The 18,980-nt window shown below is 68.3% G+C and carries 16 protein-coding genes; 3 read left to right on the top strand and 13 right to left on the bottom strand.

All coding sequences use genetic code 11. From position 1 onward, the window contains the following. Window positions 1-17: 17 nt before the first annotated feature. The 4 genes from R4823_RS10575 to R4823_RS10560 are packed head-to-tail and all read right to left on the bottom strand — an operon-like array spanning window position 18 to window position 6,661. Window positions 18-1,922, bottom strand: a complete 1,905-nt coding sequence (locus R4823_RS10575) for a dipeptide ABC transporter ATP-binding protein (protein ID WP_207958654.1) — start codon at window positions 1,920-1,922, stop codon at window positions 18-20. Next, on the bottom strand, window positions 1,922-3,385 hold the full coding sequence (locus tag R4823_RS10570) for an ABC transporter permease (protein WP_087839364.1): 1,464 nt from the start codon (window positions 3,383-3,385) through the stop codon (window positions 1,922-1,924). The genes R4823_RS10575 and R4823_RS10570 overlap by 1 nt, the downstream gene beginning before the upstream one ends. A gap of 4 nt (window positions 3,386-3,389) precedes the next feature. Then, window positions 3,390-4,367, bottom strand: coding sequence for an ABC transporter permease (locus R4823_RS10565; RefSeq protein WP_087839363.1), 978 nt, complete (start codon window positions 4,365-4,367; stop codon window positions 3,390-3,392). Further along, a complete protein-coding gene (locus R4823_RS10560) occupies window positions 4,364-6,661 on the bottom strand; it encodes an ABC transporter substrate-binding protein (protein WP_087839362.1) in 2,298 nt (765 codons plus the stop codon). The genes R4823_RS10565 and R4823_RS10560 overlap by 4 nt, the downstream gene beginning before the upstream one ends. Window positions 6,662-6,864: 203 nt before the next feature. On the opposite strand from R4823_RS10560, the gene R4823_RS10555 reads away from it, so the two are divergent. Continuing rightward, window positions 6,865-7,830, top strand: coding sequence for a tripartite tricarboxylate transporter substrate binding protein (locus tag R4823_RS10555; RefSeq protein ID WP_087839361.1), 966 nt, complete (start codon window positions 6,865-6,867; stop codon window positions 7,828-7,830). Between the two features lie 12 nt (window positions 7,831-7,842). Here the strand turns inward: R4823_RS10555 and R4823_RS10550 are convergent, their stop codons facing one another. Further along, complete coding sequence (locus tag R4823_RS10550) at window positions 7,843-8,571, bottom strand: OmpW family outer membrane protein (RefSeq protein WP_087839360.1); 729 nt, start codon at window positions 8,569-8,571, stop codon at window positions 7,843-7,845. Window positions 8,572-8,749: 178 nt separating this feature from the next. Between R4823_RS10550 and R4823_RS10545 the strand changes: the two genes are divergently transcribed. Both R4823_RS10545 and R4823_RS10540 read left to right on the top strand, forming a co-directional pair. After that, window positions 8,750-9,664, top strand: a complete 915-nt coding sequence (locus R4823_RS10545) for a YihY/virulence factor BrkB family protein (RefSeq protein ID WP_087839534.1) — start codon at window positions 8,750-8,752, stop codon at window positions 9,662-9,664. Between the two features lie 38 nt (window positions 9,665-9,702). Beyond that, entirely contained in the window at window positions 9,703-10,011 is a 309-nt protein-coding gene (locus tag R4823_RS10540; RefSeq protein WP_087839359.1) for a hypothetical protein, read from the top strand. Window positions 10,012-10,021: 10 nt separating this feature from the next. Here R4823_RS10540 and R4823_RS10535 read toward each other — a convergent pair whose 3' ends face one another. The 8 genes from R4823_RS10535 to R4823_RS10500 form a co-directional block, all read right to left on the bottom strand. After that, on the bottom strand, window positions 10,022-10,222 hold the full coding sequence (locus R4823_RS10535) for a hypothetical protein (RefSeq protein WP_124688895.1): 201 nt from the start codon (window positions 10,220-10,222) through the stop codon (window positions 10,022-10,024). Window positions 10,223-10,298: 76 nt separating this feature from the next. Then, window positions 10,299-10,691 (bottom strand): RidA family protein, encoded by a 393-nt coding sequence (locus R4823_RS10530; protein WP_087839532.1) that lies wholly within the window; start codon window positions 10,689-10,691, stop codon window positions 10,299-10,301. A gap of 33 nt (window positions 10,692-10,724) precedes the next feature. Next, entirely contained in the window at window positions 10,725-11,912 is a 1,188-nt protein-coding gene (locus R4823_RS10525; protein ID WP_087839358.1) for an acyl-CoA dehydrogenase family protein, read from the bottom strand. A 100-nt stretch (window positions 11,913-12,012) separates the two neighbouring features. Further along, on the bottom strand, window positions 12,013-12,867 hold the full coding sequence (locus tag R4823_RS10520; RefSeq protein WP_087839531.1) for an enoyl-CoA hydratase family protein: 855 nt from the start codon (window positions 12,865-12,867) through the stop codon (window positions 12,013-12,015). Between the two features lie 17 nt (window positions 12,868-12,884). After that, complete coding sequence (locus R4823_RS10515; protein ID WP_087839357.1) at window positions 12,885-13,427, bottom strand: MarR family transcriptional regulator; 543 nt, start codon at window positions 13,425-13,427, stop codon at window positions 12,885-12,887. 10 nt (window positions 13,428-13,437) lie between these two features. Continuing rightward, window positions 13,438-14,211, bottom strand: a complete 774-nt coding sequence (locus R4823_RS10510; RefSeq protein WP_087839356.1) for an SDR family oxidoreductase — start codon at window positions 14,209-14,211, stop codon at window positions 13,438-13,440. 127 nt (window positions 14,212-14,338) lie between these two features. Beyond that, entirely contained in the window at window positions 14,339-16,732 is a 2,394-nt protein-coding gene (locus R4823_RS10505) for a bifunctional salicylyl-CoA 5-hydroxylase/oxidoreductase (RefSeq protein ID WP_087839355.1), read from the bottom strand. Between the two features lie 115 nt (window positions 16,733-16,847). Next, the gene (locus R4823_RS10500; RefSeq protein WP_087839354.1) at window positions 16,848-18,929 is read right to left on the bottom strand and encodes an ATP-dependent helicase; all 2,082 of its coding nucleotides are present in this window, start codon (window positions 18,927-18,929) and stop codon (window positions 16,848-16,850) included. Between the last annotated feature and the right edge of the window lie 51 nt (window positions 18,930-18,980).

Here is an 18,980-nt window from a genome sequence, read left to right as displayed (position 1 = left end):
TTGGTCTCCTTGTTCGTTCAGGCCGCCTCGACGTCGAAGCGCGGCACGGCGTCCAGCAGCTGCCGGGTATAGGCGTGGTCCGGCCGGGTCAGGACTCGCTCGGCCGGGCCGGTCTCGACGATGCGGCCGCCCTGCATGACGGCGATGTCGTCGGCCAGGTATTCGACCACGCCGAAGTTGTGGGTGATGAACAGGTAGGCGATACCCATGTCCCGCTGCAAGGCGTGCAGCAGGTTGAGGATCTGCGCCTGCACCGAGACGTCCAGCGCCGAGGTCGGTTCATCGCACACCATGAGCTTGGGCTCGACCGCCAGGGCGCGGGCGATGGCGATGCGCTGGCGCTGGCCACCCGAGAATTCGTGCGGGTAGCGGTCGCGGGCATCGGCGCGCAGCCCGACCTGGTCCAGCAGGCGCAGCATGGCGGCCTGGCGGCTGGCGGCGTCCAGGTCGGGACGCAGCGAGGCCAAGCCCTCGTCCAGGATCTCGCCCACGCGCATGCGGGGATTCAGCGAGGCGTAGGGGTCCTGGAAGATGATCTGGATGTCGCGCCGCAGGCGCTTGAGCTGGCGGCCGCCGGCCCGCAGCAGGTCGTGCCCCTGGAGACTGGCCTGGCCCGAGATCGTGGCCACGCCGTCCAGCAGGCGCAGCAAGGCCTTGCCGGTGGTGGTCTTGCCGCAGCCCGATTCGCCGACCAGGGCGAGCGTCCTGCCGGTATCCAGCGACAGGCTCACGCCGTCCACCGCCTTGACCCAGCCGGTGGTGCGGCGCAGCACGCCCTTGCGGATGGGGAAATGGACCTTGAGGTCGGTCACGCTCAAGAGACCGGATCCGGGCGCGGAGGCGGCGCAAGCCGGCGCGGGCGCCGCCACGGCGGCCTCGGACGGCGCCACGACGTGCACCTCGGGCAGCGGCTCGGCCTTGCCCGCCGCGCGGGCGGCGTCGATCTCGGCCAGCCGGACGCAGCGCACGGCGTGTTCGGGCGCATCCTGGACCAGGGGCGGCGGCGCGGCGTCGCATTCGGCTGCGTGGGCCGGGCAGCGCTGGGCGAAGCGGCAGCCGCCGAAAGCCTGGTTCAGGGCGGGCACGGTGCCGGGAATGGCGGCCAGGTGCTCGCCGCGGCGGCCCATGCTGGGCAGCGCGCCGAACAGCAGCCGCGCATAAGGATGGCGGGGATGGCGGAAGAATTCGTCGGCCGGCGCGGACTCGACGATCTGGCCGGCATACATCAGCGCGACGTGGTGGGCCATGCTGCGCACGATGCCCAGGTCGTGCGTGATGAGCATCATCGCCATGCCGAGCTGGGCCTGCAGGGCGCTCAGCAGTTCCAGGATCTGCGCCTGGATGGTGACGTCCAGCGCCGTGGTGGGCTCGTCGGCGATCAGCAGTTCCGGTTCGGCCGCCAGCGCGATCGCGATCATGACGCGCTGTTTCTGGCCGCCCGACAACTGGAAGGGATAGTCGTCCACCCGCCGCTCGGGCTCGGGTATGCCGACCCGCCGCAGCCACTCGACGGCCTTGGCGCGCGCGGCCGCCCCGCGCAGCGAGGTATGGGTGGCGATGGTCTCGACGATCTGGTCGCCCACCCGCATGACCGGGTTCAGGCTGGTGGCGGGTTCCTGGAAGATGATGCTGATCTTGCGGCCCCGCACGGTGCGCATGTCGCGCTCGGGCAGGCGGTTCAGGTCCACGCCTTCGAGCAAGGTCTGGCCGCGCTCGATCCGCCCGGCGTCGGGCAGGAGCCGCATCAGCGCCAGCGCGGTCATGCTCTTGCCGCAGCCGGATTCGCCCACCAGCGCGAAGGTCTGGCCGCGCGCGATGGCCAGGTCGAGCGCATCCACGGCATGGACAACGCCGTGGTCGCTGTCGAGCCGGACGTCCAGGCGGCGCACGTCCAGCATGGCGGTTTCCGCGGGGGCGTTCATCAGCGGTCCTCCAGCATCTTGGCCGAACGGGCCCTGGCCCACGCCGGCCGGTAGGCCCGGGCGCGCGGGTCGAAGGCCTCGCGCACGGCGTCGGCGAACAGGTTGGCGGACAGCACCAGGGCCAGCATGAAGGCGAAGGCCGACAGCAGGCTCCACCAGATCATGGGATCGCGCGACATTTCCAGCCGCGCCAGGTTGATCATGGATCCGAACGAATTCATGGAGGGATCGACGCCCACGCCCAGGTAGGACAGCACGGCCTCGTACAGCACCAGGGTCGAGAAATCCAGCACCACGGTGATCAGCACGATATGCATGACATTGGGCAGCAGGTGGCGGGTCATGATGCGCACCGGCGAGGCGCCGAAGGCGCGCGCGGCCAGCACGTAGTCGAGTTCGCGCAGCTTGAGCGTCTCGGCCCGCAGCAGCCGGCACAGCCCCGCCCAGCCGGTCACGCCCAGGATGATGCACAGCAGGAACAGGCGTAGGTCGGCGCGTTCGGCGCCGGTCTCGAACAGGTCGGGATTGTTGTCGATGAAGACCTGCACCATGAGCACGCAGGCGGCGATCAGCAGCACGCCCGGAATGGAGGTCAGCGTGGTGTAGACGTACTGGATGATGTCGTCGACCCAGCCCTTGAAATAGCCGGCCATGATGCCCAGCGCCAGGGCCAGCGGCAGGGTCGCCAGGGTGGTCAGGCTGCCGATCACCAGCGCGGTGCGGAAACTCTTGACGGTCTGCACGAGGACGTCGTTGCCGGTGCTGTCGGTGCCCATGACGTGATAGCCGGTGGACAGGGATACGGCCGCGCCCGCCAGGATGGCGATGATGCCGAAGGTCAGCAGCATGGGCGCCAGCGGCACGGCGGTGCGCCGGTGGACGATGTCGCGCCACGCCACGGCAAAGCCCTGCCCGCCGCGATGCGCCAGGGCGCCCGCCACCAGCAGGGCCACGGCGCCGGCAAGCAGGCCGCCGGCCACGACGCCCACGGCCGTGCGCCGCAGCACGTCCCCCAGCCATTGCGTGTCGGGGTCGGTCAGGTGCGCGCCGCCGTGGCGCAGGCGCGGATAGTCCCGCACCGGCTTGCCGTCCACCAACATGGATTCCTTGGTGAACTGGCGCACCGCCAGCGGGGCCGAGTAGGTCTTCTCGCGCCCCGCCATGGGTTTTTCCAGCAAGGCGTCGAGCACCGAGCGCGTGACCGGGGAATAGGCGCGCGCGCCTTTCCCGCCGTTGACTTCCACCGATTCCAGCAAGGGCCGGTAGTGCAGGGAATCGAGCAAGCCGATCGTCACGAACACGCCCAACACCACCACGGCGCACATGGCCGGCGTGTCGCGGGCCACCCGGGCCCAGGTGGCCCGCAGGTTGGGCGTGCGGCGGGCGTGCCAGGCGTAGCAGGCTACCCCCAGCACCAGCAGGAACAGCGCGACGTCGGTCCACAGAAAGACGATCTTGGGCATGTTCTTACTCGAAACGCACGCGCGGATCCGCGATCGTGTAGGAGATGTCGGCCAGGATCAGGCCGATGATGTAGAGCACCGAACCGATGAACACCATGGCCCGCACGATGGCGAAGTCCTGGGCGTTGATGGCGTCCATGGTGTAGCTGCCCAGGCCGGGGATGCCGAAGAAGGATTCGGCGATCAGGCTGCCCATGAACAGCAGCGGAATGGCCGAGATGGTGCTGGTCAGGATGGGCAGCATGGCGTTGCGCAGCACGTGGCGGAACAGCACCAGGCGCTCGGACAGCCCCTTGGAGCGGGCCGTGCGAACGTAGTCCTTGCCGATTTCCTCGAGGAACAGCGCGCGGTAGAAACGTGCCTCGGGCCCCAGCTTGGCGATGATGGCCACCAGCACGGGCAGCACCAGGAAGCGCATGGCGTCCAGCCCGCCGGCGAAGCCGGACAGCGGGACCAGGCGCAGGGTCTTGGAGAACAGATACTGCCCGGCGATGATGTAGAACAGCGCCGAGATAGATAGCATGGCCACGCACAGCACCACGCCCCAGAAATCCAGGTAGGTTCCCCGGAAGAACACCAGGAGCAGCGCGAACGCCACGCTGGCGAACAAACCCAGCAGGAAGGTCGGCACCGCCAGCGCCAGGCTGGGCCCCACCCGCTGCCGGATCTCGTAGCCAATGTCCCGGCCGGCGTCCGAGGCGCCGAAGTCGAACACGAACAGCCGGGCCGAGCGGTCGAAGAAGATGGTGTCGGTATAGCGCCGCGCGCCCTCGGCCTGGGTGTTGACCAGCAGCGGCTTGTCGTAGCCGCGCTCGACCTTCCATTTCTCGATGGCGTCGGCGGTGACCCGGCGTCCGCCTATGGACAGGCGCGCCATGTCGTCCGGCGTGTTGACCGCGAAGAACAGCATGAACGTGAACAGGTTGACGCCGATCAGGATCAGGACCCCATACAGGATCCGGCGCACGATGTAGGCGGTCATGCCGCATCTCCCGTGGGACGGTCGGTATGGACGGCCACGGCGCGGTCGCGGCGCCGGACCATGCGCCATGCGGGCACGGCCAGAAGGACCAGCAGCACCACCGCCAGCGCCACCGGCCACCAGACCGGCTGGTTCCATTCGGCGATCTTGCGGGTCCGCAGGGCGGAATCGATCTTCATGAACTGGAGGTTGTTCCGTATCATCTGGGTCGGCTTGCCGTTGCCCACCCACTGCTGGTAGGCGCCGCCGGACTTGGGGAAATAGCCGAACATCCACGCGGCGTCGGTCTGCACGATCGCGACCATGCGGGCGATCAGGGCTTCCTTCTCGGGCCCGTCGTCCAGGTATTTCATGCGCTCGAACAGCTTGTCGAACTCGGGATTGACGTAGTTCGAGGCGTTCTCGCCGCCCTCCTTCGCCTTGCCGTTCGGGCCGTAGAGCAGGAACAGGAAGTTCTCGGCATCGGGATAGTCGGCGTTCCAGCCCCACAGGAAGATCTGCGCCACGCCGCGCCGCATCTTGTCCTGGAAGCGGTTGTAGTCGGTGGAGCGGACCTCGAGCTGGATGCCCAGCTTGCCGAACTGGCGCTGCAGCCAGTCGAACTGCGAACGCGCGCCGGGCGACACGCCGCCCATCGCGTCGTAGTTCAGGACCAGGGGCTGGCCGGTCTGCGCGTTGCGGCCATCCGGGTACCCTGCTTCAGCCAGCAGCCTCTTGGCCTCGGCCAGCGGCTTGCGGGTCACCTTGTCGCCGTCTATGTCGTAGACCACCGGGTTGGCGCCGGGGGGCGGATCGCGATAGCCCAGGAGGCCCGGCGGCAGCGGCCCATGTGCGACCTGCGCCTGGCTGTTCTCGAAGATGGTGACGTATTCCTCCCAGTCCACCGCGATGCTGATGGCCTGGCGCAGCTTGCGGTTGCGCTCCTCCTGGGCGGGGTTGTCGCCCTTGCCTACCACCGGGTCCAGCCAATTGAAGCCCATGTACCAGTTCTGGGTCTCGACCGTGGTCGGCAGCTTCAGCCCGCGCTCGGCGTACAGGGCCGCCTTCTCCTTGGAATCGCCGGCCGCCACCAGGTAGGCCACGCCGTACTCGCCGCGCTCGGCCTGGGGCACGTCGTAGTAGCCCTGCAGGAATTTGCCCTGCAGCGGCACGCTTTCCTTCTCGATGTTGAAGACGATGCGGTCGATGAAGGGGGTGGGCTTGCCGCAGTCCTCCAGCAGGCCGGCGGCGCGGTCCTCGTCCGTGCCCTCGCAGGGATAGGGGTCGCCGCGGAAATTGGGATTGCGCGACAGCACGTGGCGGCGGTTCTCGCGATACTCCGTCAGCATGTAGGGCCCCGTGCCCACCGGCCAGTAGTTCAGGGTCAGGTTGCGCTCGGCCATGCCGGCCTGGCTGTAGAACTGGTCCGCTTCCCACGGGATGGGCGAGAAGAAGGTCATGGCCAGCCAGTACTTGAACTGCGGGTACTTGCCCTTGATCCGTATGCGCAGCGTATGGGGGTCCAGCGCCTCCACGCCTTCGAAGGCGTACTGGCGGAAATCCAGCCACGGCAGGTCGCGCGTGGTCGGGGCCAGCCCCTTGCGCAGCTCGGCGTCGGCGGCGCGGATGCGGTCGCCGTACTCCTTGAAGCCGACGATGTAGTCGGTCATGTGCGCGTAGATGGGCGAGACCACGCGGGTGGTGGCCAGGCGGCGGATGCCGTAGACGTAGTCGTCGGCGGTCAGCTCGCGCGAGCCGGTGCGGGGGAAGTCCGGGATGGCGTACTTGCCTTCCAGGTCGGCCGGCGCCAGGTGCCGGTACACGTCCCGGCCGGCCTCGTCCACCGCGAATGCGGGGTGCGGCTGGAAGCGGATGCCGGGCTTGATCGGGATGTCGTAGACGCTTTGCGCCACCTGTTCGCCCGGCACGCTGTCCGGCAGGCGGTTGCCCTGCGCGTCCAGGTAGACCGGATCGACCACCCGGACGGCGGCCCGGGGCACGAGCTGGTAGGGGCGCTTCAGGTAGTCGTAGCCATACAGCGGCTCGTAGATCTGGTAGGTGTAGGGAGTCTCGTCGACCGAATAGGAACTGGCCGGGTCCAGGTACTTGGGCGAGCGCTGGGTGAACGCCGTGTACATCACGTTCTCGCGCTCGGCGCCGGCCGCGTAGGGGCTGTTCAGCGGCGTGCCGCCGTCGGGGCCGCCGGGCGAGCAGCCAGCCGCGACGACCGCCGCCACCGCCAGGAGGAACGTTCCGGCCCAACCGCGCGCGCCCTGTGCGCCCTGTCTCAAACCCGCAGCGCACGTCAGGCGCATCGACCACCTCCCCGGAGTAGCGTCCTCTCGAGAATAGCAAAAACCGTACCGTTGCCCACACCGGTTTCGTTAAGGAATACCCCGAAACTTCCCGTGCCAGGCATGTCGATATAGGCAACCGGCATATCCCGGGCGGGGATTTTCATTACCCGGCGCGGCGATCCCGCCCTTAGGATGGGGGGTTCGCAGCAAAGAGGGAAATCATGTTCCGCCACGCCATCCTGACGATCTCCTGCCTGCTCGCGGCCACCGCCGCGCAGGCCGACACCTATCCTTCGCGCCCCATCACCCTGGTGGTGCCGGGCCCGGCGGGCGGCACGCCCGACGTCGTCGCCCGCATGGTCGCCGACAAGCTGCGCACCCGCCTGGGGCAGCCCGTCATCGTCGAGAACAAGGCCGGCGCCAACGGCTTCATCGGCTCGGCCGCCGCCGCCAAGGCCCCTGCCGACGGCTACACGCTGCTGATGGGCTTTGCCCAGACCATGGCGGTCAATCCCGTCACTTTCAAGAAACTGCCCTACGACCCCGTCAAGGACTTCACCGCCGTGGCGCGGCTGGTGGATTTCGAGCTGGCCCTGGCCACCCCGGCCAGCGTGCCGGCGGCCTCGCTGGGCGAGCTGGTGTCCTGGCTGCGGGCCGGGCGCGGCAAATATTCGTATGGATCGTTCGGCGCCGCCTCGCCGTCGCAGTTCGCCGGCGACATGTTCAACCGCAAGGCGCAGTTGGACATGCAGCATGTCCCCTACAAGGGCTCGGCGCCCCTGGTGACCGATCTCGTCGGCGGCCAGGTGCAGTTCGGTTTCGTGGTCCTGCAGGTCGCGCAACAGCTGGCCCAGGGCGGCAAGCTGAAGATCCTGGCCGTGACCGGAGCGCGCAGGCAACCCGCCGCCCCCGGCGTCCCGACCATGACCGAAGCCGGCTACCCCGACGTGAACGCCACCGGCTGGTACGGGCTGTATGCCCCCCAGGGCACGCCCGCCGCCGTGGTGAACAAGCTGGACGAGGCCGTGGGCCAGGTGATGAAGGATGCCGACGTCCAGCGCAAGCTGGTCGAGCAAGGCGTGAATCCGGCCTACGCCGGGCACGACGCGCTGGCCGCCTACACGCGCAGCGAAATCGCGCGCTGGCGCGACATCGTGGCCCAGACCGGCTTCAGCGCGCAGGACTGACGCCGGCGCCGTTCAAAAACGGTAGGTGACGGCCAGCATGCCCACGATGGGGTTGATCTTCAGGTCCGCCTGGCTCTCGATCGTGCCCACCGGCGTGCCATGGGTACGCAGGCGGGCACGGGTCTTGACCGGCAGGTAGGATACCGACAGCAGCGCCCCCCAGTTCCTGCCGATCTGATAGGCGGCGCCGGCATTGAGCACCGGCGCCCATTTGCTGTCGACCTCGGCATCGGTCTTCAAGCCGGGATTGGTGTTCCGGGTGACGGTGGCCGACACCGCGCGCTGGAAGCCATCGGTCAGGCGCACGTCCGAATACCAGATGTAGCTCAGCCCGGCTCCGACGAAAGGCCGGAAAGCGCTGTCGGCCGGGCCGAAGAAATACTTGAACACCACGGCCGGACTCCACTGGCGGGCGGAGCCCAGCAGCCCCACCGGCGCCAATGCCTGTTCGCCATTCAGCTTGAACCTGGGCGGCACGCCCAGGACCAGTTCGGCCGCGACGTGGTCGGTCAGGAAACGCGTATAGGTCAGTCCCAGGGTATCCGCGCTTTCCAGGGACGATCCGGTATCGGGTACGGGCCCCGCCACCGCGCCGGGCGCGACGATGGTCAACGGCTTGCTCGAATCCTGGGGGGCGAGATGCATCCAGCCCACGCCGAAAACGTTGGATCCGGCGCCTTGCGCGTGGACCGCCGTGGCGCATAGGGTCCCCAGCATGGCCAGCAGGATTCGATGCCTCATGAATGTCCTTTCCGAATGTTCCAGGTCGCGCCGCGATGCACATTTAACCGGCCGATGGTCGCACATCGGTAACGCGTTAGCAAAATCTACATTTGCGTCGGTTTGTGTTCGGATACTGACGCTGCGCCGCCCCACGCCCAGAATGGAGCCATGCCGTTCCTTCGGAGACGCCGCCGCCATGCCCCTGGGCCCTTACCTGGACCGTCTGCGCCGCGTGCTCATCGTCGCGCTGCTGTGGGACACCGCGCGCCGGTGGTCCGATCACCGCGCCGCCAGCAAGGGCGCGGCGCTGGCCCTGTACATGGTGTTCTCGCTGGCGCCCATCCTGCTGCTGGTCATCGCCATCGCCGGCGCCTTCTTCGGCGAGGATGCCGTGCGCAACCAGCTCGTCAGCCAGATCGGCTCGCTGACGGGGCGCCAGGGGGCCGAGGCCATCCAGACCGTCCTGGCCAGCGCCCAGCAATCGGACAAGGGCTGGGCCGCCGCCCTGATCTCGACCGTGCTGCTGATGTTCAGCGCGACCACGGCCTTCTCGGAACTGAAAGAGAGTCTGGACGAGCTGTGGGACGTGCCATCGTCCAGGACGTCCGGCATCTGGGCCCTGGTCCGCGGCCGGCTGCTGTCGTTCGGGTTGGTGCTGGTACTGGCCCTGTTCCTGCTGATCTCCCTGGCCATCAACGCCGCGCTGGCCGCCCTGCAGGAATACTGGCACGCGTACTGGGCCGAATCGGTGTTCTCGACGGCGGCGCTGCTGGTGTCCAACCTGTTTTCGTTCGCCGTGGTCACGGCGCTGTTCGCGGTGGTGTTCAAGCTGCTGCCCAGTATCCATATCCCCTGGCGGGAGGTCGTTCCGGGCGCGCTGATGACGGCCGTGCTGTTCCTGATCGGCAAGGGCGTCATCGGCCTGTACCTGGGTCACGGCAGCGTGGCGTCGTCCTACGGCGTGGCCGGTTCGGTCATCGCGCTGATCCTGTGGATCTACTATTCGGCGCAGATATTCTTCTTCGGCGCCGCCTTCACGCGGCAATACGCCGATACCTTCGGCAAGGGCAAGCGCAGTATCGCGCAGGCATTGGACGAAATCCCCCGTTGAAGTAGGATAGCTTCACCCGGTACGCGGGGGAGACGACGATGGCCGCGCTGCATCCCTACATCAGATTCCTGGGCAGTCTGCCGCAGTTCGAGATCGACCATCATGCGGGCACCGCCATCGAGCTGCGCAGCGGCGTCGCGGTGGCCAAGTACGAAGGCGAGAAACCGCACCACCAGCATTGCCTGGCCCTGAGCTGGCCGGGCCAGCCGGCCGGACAGCCGGTGCTGGTGTCGGCCACCAAGTACGTGCCGCTGCAGGTGGGCGAAGCCATCAAGCTGGGCGCGCCCCGCGCCGAACTGCTGGAAGCCAGCCGGCACATCTTCGTCGAGGCCGGCGTCTGGCACTGAAACCCTGTAACTAGGGCACCAGCGGCGGATCGATCCAGACGAAGGTCTCGCCGCGCGAGATCATTTCCGCCACGTCTTCGGGCGGCACCTCGTAGTCGGTGCCCATCAGGCTGGCCGCGCCCGTGTCGTGGATGTGGATGACGGACGGCGGGTCGGTGTCGATGAAATACCAGTAGTACCCGGGCTTGAGGCTGTGGGGGGTGTCTTTCACGATGGTTCTCCGTGTGTGCAAGCGTCCATACGTGAAATGATACCCATCCCCCCCGCGCCACGCGACCCGGATGCGGTCAGTCGGGGACGACCGCCGTCACCTCGATCTCGACCTGGGCCTCGTCCTCGACCAGGCCGGCCACCTGCACCGCCGTCATCGCGGGGAAATGGCGGCCGATGATCTCGCGATAGGCCTTGCCGATGTCCTCGTAGGACGCGACGTAGATCCGCTTGTCCAGCACGTACCAGGTCATGCGCACGATGTGCTCCGGCCCCGCGCCGGCCTCGGCCAGCACCTCGACGATGTTGGCCAGCGCCTGCCGGACCTGGCCGGCGAAGTCCTTGGCGCGGAACACGCCGTCGGGCTCCCAGCCTATCATGCCGCTGATGAAGACCTGCTTGCCGCGTGCGGCCAGGCCGTTGCTGTAGCCGCGGGGGCGGGGCCATCCGGCCGGCTGCAGTATCTCGATGTTCGGTGCCATGGGTTCTCCTTTCGTCGTTCTTCAGGCCGCGCCCGCCGCGCGCAGCAGCTCGCGGGCGATGATCAGTTGCTGGACTTCGGTGGCGCCTTCGTAGATGCGCAGCGCGCGGATCTCGCGGTACAGCCGCTCGACCGTCTCGCCGCTGACCACGCCCTGCCCGCCGAACATCTGCACCGCCGCGTCGATCACGCGCTGCGCGGTCTCGGTGGCGGTCATCTTGGCCATGGCCGCCTCCTTGGTGATGCGCGCGCCGCCGTCGCGCATCCAGGCCGCCCGGTAGGTCAGCAGCGCCGCGGCGTCGACGCCGGTGGCCATTTCGGCCAGCTTCGCCTGGGTCAACTGGAAATCGGCCAGCGTCTGGCCGAACATGCGGCGCGAGGTCGCGCGCGCCAGCGCCTCGTCCAGGGCGCGGCGGGCGAAGCCCAGCGCCGCGGCCGCCACCGAGGTGCGAAAGACGTCCAGCGTGGCCATCGCGACCTTGAAGCCCTGCCCCGGCTCGCCCAGCCGCTGGGACACCGGCACGCGGCAGCCGGCAAAGCGCAGCCGCGCCAGCGGATGCGGCGCGATCACGTCGATGCGCTCGGCAATTTCCAGCCCGGGAGTGTCGGCATCGACCACCAGCGCGGTGATGCCGCGCGCGCCCGGCGCCTCGCCGGTGCGCACGAACACCACGTAGAAGTCGGCGATGCCGCCGTTCGAAATCCAGGTCTTGCTGCCGTCCAGCACGTAGTGCGAACCGTCCAGCGTGGCCGCGCAGGCCATTGCGGCCACGTCCGAGCCCGCCTCGGGTTCGGACAGCGCGAACGCGGCGATGGCCTGGCCGGCGGCCACGCGCGGCAGGTAGCGTGCGCGCTGGTCGCCGGTGCCGAACAGGCTGATCGCGCCCGACCCCAAGCCTTGCATGGCGAAGGAAAAATCCGCCAGCCCGTCGTGATAGGCCAGCGTCTCGCGGATCAGGCAGACGGCGCGGGTATCGATGGTATTGGTCAGGCCGCCGTGTTCCAGCCCGGCCACGGCATACCGCAGCCACCCGTCCTCGCCCAGCGCGCGCACCAGCCCACGGCAGGTCGCGTCGGTATCCCCGCCATGCGCATGCGCCACGCGCCGCGCCGCCCACGGGTCGAGCTCCGCCACCAGTTCCTGGTGCCGCAGTTCGAAGAACGGCCAGGCCAGGTGCTGCGCCCTGCTCGAATTCGATGTCTCACTCATCTCAACTCCACTGAATTACTTTCCAGGGCACAGCGGATCCGGCTCCGCCGGTCCGCCAGTGCCGCCCCCTGGGGGGCGCGCGTAAGCGCGTAGGGGGGGGTCAGTCCCCTTCGAAGACGGGCCGTTGTTTCGCCACGAACGCGTGATAGGCGCGGTGGAAATCATTGGTGGCCATGCAGATGGCCTGGGCCTGCGCCTCGGACTCGATGGCCTGCTCGATGCCCATGTTCCATTCCTGGTGCAGCATGCGCTTGGTCATCGCGTGGGCGAACATCGGCCCCTGCGCCAGGCTGGACGCCAGTTCGTAGGCCTGGTCGGACAAGGTTTCCGGTTCGCACAGGCGGTTGAAGAACCCCCAGCGCTCGCCCTCGTCGCCGCCCATCGAGCGACCGGTGTACAGCAGCTCGGACGCCCTGCCCTGTCCGATCACGCGCGGCAGCAGCGCGCACGCGCCCATGTCGCAGCCGGCCAGGCCGACGCGGGTGAACAGGAAGGCGGTCTTGCTGCGCGCGGTGCCCAGGCGCATATCCGACGCCATCGCCAGGATGGCCCCCGCGCCCGCGCACACGCCGTCCACCGCCGCCACGATGGGTTGCGGGCAGGCGCGCATGGCCTTCACCAGGTCGCCCGTCATCCGCGTGAAGGCCAGCAGCGACGGCATGTCCAGGCGGGTGAGCGGACCGATGATGTCGTGCACGTCGCCGCCGGAACAGAAATTGCCGCCGGCGCCCTGCACCACCACCGTGCGGATGTCGTCGGCATACGCCAGCGCGCGGAAGAAATCGCGCAGCTCGGCATACGAGTCGAAGGTAAGCGGATTCTTGCGCTCGGGCCGGTCCAGCGTGACGATGGCGACCGCGTCGCGCACCTGCAGCGAGAAATGCCGGGCCGCGTAGTCGGCCATGGCGGTACGGCCGCCGTGCAGCATCTGTTTTTCCCCATGAACATAGCGCATGGTCGTCATCCCCTGTTCTATTTGCGTTCGGTGGTGGGCAACCGGTCGGTCAGCCCCTGTTTCAATTGCGACAGCAGTTCGATCAGCGTGTCCTTGGAAGCCGCGGGCAGGGTCGAGAACAGCTCGACGATCCATTGCTCGTGCACGGCCGCCATCTTGGCGAAGGCCTTGCGTCCGGAGGGCGTGAGCTTGACCACGAAGGCGCGCCGGTCTTCGGGCGAGGGCTCGCGCACCACCAATTTTTCTTGCTCGAGCTGGTCGGTGATGCCGGTGACGTTGCCGCCGGTCACCATCATGCGCTGCGACAGCTCGCCCATGCGCAATCCCTCGGGATGCCGCTCGAGCTGGGCCATGAGATCGAAGCGCGGCAGGGTGATGTCGAATTCGGCACGCAGCCTGGACCGGATCTCGGTCTCGATGCGCACCGTGCAGGACAGCATGCGCAGCCACAGCACCAGCGACTGGTGGTGGTCCTCGGTCAACCTGGCTTCCAGGTCGAGCACCGGCGCGGGTTCGCGCCCCGCGCCGGTTGCGGTCTCGTCGACGGGCTTGCGAGCCATCTTTACTCCTTCAAGTGACTTCGCCGCCCGCGACCGCGATGGCCTGGCCGTTCATCGCGGCCGAGGCGGGCAGGCACAGCCAGACGGCGGCATTGGCCACTTCGTCGGGCTGCACCAGCCGCTTCTGCGGGTTGAACGCGGCCAGCGCCGCCGTGGCCTCGGCCTGGCTGCGGCCGGTGCGGGCGGATATGTTGGCGATGGCCTCGCGGCCCAGGTCGGTTTCGGTGAAGCCGGGACACACGGCGTTGACCGTGACCCCCTTGGTGGCGACCTCCAGCGCCATCGCGCGCGTCAATCCGACGACGCCATGCTTGGAGGCGCAATAGGCCGCCGTGTAGGTATAGCCGATCAGGCCGGCGGTGCTGGCCACGTTGACGATGCGCCCCCAGCCGGCTTCCAGCATGCCGGGCAGGACCGCGCGCGAACAATAGAAGCTTCCGCTCAGATTGACCGCCAGCATGCGCGCCCACAAGGCATCGTCGGTCTTGCCCACGGACGCCGATTCCGCCTGGCCGGCGTTGTTGACCAGGATGTCGATGCGTCCGGCCGCGCGCACGGCCTCGGCCATGCCCTGCTGGACCGAGGCCGAGTCGGCCACGTCCATCCGCACCCGATGCGCGGCGCCCAGCGGCGCCAGCGCCGCCACCGCGCCATCCAGCGCAGCCAGGTCGCGGCCCGTCAGCGTGACCGCGGCCCCCTGGCGCAACAGCTCGCGGGCGATGGCGAGGCCTATGCCCCGCGCGCCGCCGGTCACCAGCGCATGCTTTCCGTTCAATTGATCCATGAGCTATGTCACCACTCCATCGTATGACTCATGCCCAGACCCAGGGCACCGCGGATCCGGCTTTGCCGGTCCGCCAGTGCCGCCCCCTTGAGGGGGCGCCCGAAGGGCGTAGGGGGTGGTCCCTTCCTTACTCCAACAGGCGCGCGGCGATTTCGCGCGGCGACATGCCCTGGGTCGCGGCGGCCATCTGGCGTTCGCGTTCCAGGTTGCGTTCCAGTTGCAGGCGGCCCGCATAGTATTGCTTGGGCCACGTCACGTCCCATCCCATCTTCGCCGATTCCAGCAGCGTCCACGCCGGATTGGCGAGGTGCGGCCGGGCCAGCGCGCACAGGTCGGCGCGCCCGGCCGCGATGATGCCGTTGACATGGTCGGCCTCGAAAATGGCGCCCACCGCGATGGTCGGGATCCCGGCCTCGTTGCGGACGCGGTCGGCGAACGGCGTCTGGAACATGCGCCCGTATACCGGCTGCTCGCGCTTGCTGACCTGGCCCGACGAACAATCGATCATGTCCGCGCCCGCGGCCTTGAACAGGCGGGCGATCGCTACCGCGTCGTCCGGCGTGATCCCCCCCTCGACCCAATCGTGCGCCGAGATGCGCACGCTCATGGGCTTGTGCGCGGGCCAGACCTCGCGCATCGCGGCGAAGACCTCGAGCGGATAGCGGCAGCGGTTCTCCAGGCTGCCGCCATACTCGTCCGTGCGGCGGTTGGTCAGCGGGGAAATGAAGGTGGACAGCAGGTAGCCGTGGGCGCAGTGCAGCTCCAGCCAGTCGAAGCCGGCCTTCTCGGCCTCGAGGGTGGCCCGTACGAAATCGCCCAGGATGCGCCGCATGTCGTCATGCGTGGCCGCGCGAGCCACCTGCGACACGCCCGGCAGATACTGTTCCTCGGACGCGGCGATGAGCGGCCAGTTGCCGGACTCCAGCGGCATGTCCGTGCCTTCCCAGGCCAGCTTGGTCGACCCCTTGGGGCCGGCGTGCCCGATCTGCACGGCGATCCGGGCATCGGTATGCTCGTGCACGAAATCGACGATGCGCTTCCAGGCCTCGGTATGCTCGGGGCGGTAGAGCCCGGGACACCCCGGCGTGATGCGCGCGTCGGCCGACACGCAGGTCATCTCGGCGACGACCATGGCGGCCCCGCCCATCGCGCGGCTGCCCAGGTGCACCATGTGGAAATCGCCCACCGTGCCGCCCACCGCCGAATACTGGGCCATGGGCGACATGACGATGCGGTTCTTCAGGACCAGGTCGCGCACGCGCAACGGCGTCAGCATGGGGGGAATGGGCTTGCCGCGCGGCTCGGGGGGCTCGGCCAGGCCGGCCGCCGCGAACGCCTTGCGCGCGAACCAGCGCTCGTAGCCTTCCACATAGGACGCGTCGCGCAGCCGCAGGTTCTCGTGCGACAGGCGCTGGCTGCGCGTCAGCATGGAATAGGCGAACTGCTCGGGTTCGAGGTCGACGTAGCGGTCGACGTTCTCGAACCACTCCATGGAATTGCGCGCCGAGCTCTGGATCTTCAGCACCTCGATGGCCCGCACCGCCTCGTAGCCGGCCATGACGCCCTCGAGATCCTGTCCCTGGTAGGTATCGAAGCAGCGCGCCAGCTCGATCGCGTCCTCGAGCGCCAGCTTGGTGCCGGAACCGATGGAGAAATGCGCGGAGTGGGCCGCGTCGCCCATCAGCACGACCGGTACGCGCTTGCCGTCGATGTCGTTCCAGTGGACCCAGCTGCCGCAGACGATGCGCGGGAAACGGATCCAGTTCGCCGACCCGCGCAGGTGGGGCGAATTGCTCAGCAGCGGCTGGCCGTCCAGGTACTTGGCGAAGAGTTTTTCGCAGAAGGCGATGGCCTCGGGCTGGCTCATCTTGTCGATGCCGGCGCGCTGCCAGACCTCGTCGGGCGTCTCGATGATGAAGGTCGAGGTATCGCCGTCATACTGGTAGGCATGCGCCTGGAACCAGCCGTGCTCGGTTTCCTCGAACGCGAAGGTGAAGGCCGGGAACAGCTTCTTGGTGCCCAGCCAGACGAAACGGCAGGCGCGGGTCTCGATGTCGGGCTTGAAGACGTCCTCGTAACGCTTGCGGACCTTGCTGTTCAGCCCGTCGCAGGCGATGACCAGGTCGGCCCCGTAGCGGCGGGCGACTTCCTGGTCGTCGTCCACTTCGGTCTCGAACACCAGCTCGACGCCCAGCTCCTGGCAACGGTCCTGCAGGATGTTCAGCAGGCGCTTGCGGCCGATGCCGCAGAAGCCATGGCCGCCCGACGTGATGGTACGTCCCTTGAAATGGACGTCGATGTCGTCCCAATGGTTGAAGGACTGGAGGATGCGGCGCGCGGTGGGCTCGTCGGCCTGCACCAGGTTGCCCAGCGTCTGGTCCGAGAACACCACGCCCCAGCCGAAGGTATCGTAAGGACGGTTGCGCTCGATGACGACGATGCGCGATGATGGATCACGCTTCTTCATCAAGAGCGCGAAATACAGCCCGGCGGGCCCTCCTCCGATGCACGCGATATTCATGAGTCCTCCGCTGGCCGGCTCGACGGCTGGAAAAATGGCGGCGGAACACGCGTATCCGCCTGTCTGGTGGCTATTATTTCATACTTAAAATATTTTTGCGTCAAGCATTTGGCGCCTAGCGCCAGGCGTTGCGCATGCGGCTGGCGATGTCGATCCGGACCGCCGGCTGGGCCGCCGGCGCGGCTGCCGGCATGCCCTGCCTGGCCTTGGGGAGGATCTCGAACAGCGGCAGCATGCGCTCCGGGATGAAGCGGCTGCGCGTGCCATAGACGTGGCGGTCGCCCATTCCGCTCTGCTGGTGCACGTAGAAGCGCTGGGGCACGACCAGTTGCAGGTCTTCCTTGGCGCGGGTCATGGCCACGTACAGCAGCCGCCTCTCTTCTTCGATCTCGTCGGCATCGCCGGTGCTCATGTCCGACGGTATGCAGCCATCGACCACGTTCAGCACGTAGACAGCCTTCCATTCCTGACCCTTGGCCGAATGGATGGTGGACAGGATGAGATAGTCCTCGTCCAGCAGCGGCTGCCCCGACTGCGCGCTGGTGGCGTCGGGCGGATCCAGCGTCAGTTCGGTCAGGAACTGTTCGCGCGATCCGTAGGTGCCGGCGATGCGTGCCAGCTGGTCCAGGTCGGCCTGGCGCACGACAGCGTCGTCGTACAGCCGCTGCAGGTGCGGACCGTACCACCGCAGCGCGAGGTCCAGGTGCGCGGGCCAGGCCAGGCCGGGGTCGCTGAGCGCCACGAAGGTATCGGCGAAGGATTTCCAGTCTTCCGCGGCGGCGGCGGGCGGCGAAAAAGCAGCCAGCGCCTGCACCGCCTGCGCGGATCCGGCCATGGCATCGAGCAGGCGCGCGGCGGTGGCCGGACCGATGCCGGGCATGAGTTGCGCCACGCGGAACCCGGACAGGCGGCCGAGCGGGTTGGCCGCCCAGCGCAGCAGCGCCAGCACGTCCTTGACGTGCGCGGCCTCGAGGAACTTCAGGCCGCCGAACTTCACGAAGGGGATGTTGCGGCGGGTGAGCTCCAGTTCCAGCCCGGCGCTGTGGCTGGCCGAGCGGAACAGCACCGCCTGCGACATCAGCCGCACGCCGGTCTCGCGCCGCGCCAGGATCTGGTCCGCCACCCATCGCGCCTGCCCCGGCTCGTCGCTGACGTAGACCAGTTGCGGCCGCTGCGACGAGGCGCGGTCGGTCCAGAGCTGCTTGGCGTGGCGCTCGGGCGCCTCGGCGATGACCGCGTTGGAGGCATCCAGGATGGGCTGGGTCGAACGGTAGTTGCGGTCCAGCGTGACGACGTGCGCGGGGCGCGAGAACTGCGAGGGGAAATCCAGGATGTTGCGCACGGTGGCGGCGCGGAACGAATAGATGGACTGGGCGTCGTCCCCCACCACCGTCAGGCCGCGGCCGTCGGGCTTCATGGCCAGCAGGATCTCCGCCTGCAGGCGGTTGGTGTCCTGGTATTCGTCGACCAGCACGTGGTCGAAGGTCGCGCCCAGCTCGGCGGCGATGGCGGGCTCCTTCGTCATCTCGGCCCAATAAAGCAGCAGGTCGTCGTAGTCCAGCACGTGCTGGTCCTGCTTGGCCTGCACGTAGGCGCCGAATAGCGTCTTCAGTTGCTCCTCCCATTGGGCGCACCAGGGAAAGTGCCGGGCCAGCACGCCTGCCAGCGGCGCCTGGCTGTTGACCGCGCGCGAATAGATGGCCAGGCAGGTGCCCTTCAGGGGAAAGCGGGACTTGGTGCCCGAGAACCCCAGCTCGTGCCGCGCGAAGCCCATCAGGTCCTCGGCGTCGCCGCGGTCGTGGATGGTGAAGGCGTCGGACAGGCCGATGCGCGAGGCGTAGTCGCGCAGCAGCCGCGCGCCCACGGCGTGGAAGGTGCCGGCCCAGGGCAGCGACGGCGGCTGCCCGCCCATGCCCAGCACGGCCTGCATCACGCGGCCCGCGCGGCGCTCCATTTCGATGGCGGCGCGGCGCGAGAACGTCAGCAGCAGGATCCGGTGCGGATCGGCCCCCTTCAGGACCAGGTTGGCCACCCGGTGGGCCAGCGTGCTGGTCTTGCCCGAGCCCGCGCCGGCGATGACCAGCAGCGGTCCGCAACGGTCGGCGTCGGCGCCCGTGCCGTACTCGACGGCCTCGCGCTGGCGGGGGTTCAGGTCGGCCCAGGGATCGTGGGCCGGCGTGTCGGGGACATGTGACATGGGACGCAGGAAAACTGTATATTCATCCAGTATAAACGCCCCTCCCCTCCT

It is taken from the genome of Pigmentiphaga sp. CHJ604 (assembly GCF_036972535.1).
Classification (GTDB): domain Bacteria; phylum Pseudomonadota; class Gammaproteobacteria; order Burkholderiales; family Burkholderiaceae_B; genus Pigmentiphaga; species Pigmentiphaga daeguensis.
This window is presented reverse-complemented; position numbering and strand designations above follow the sequence as displayed.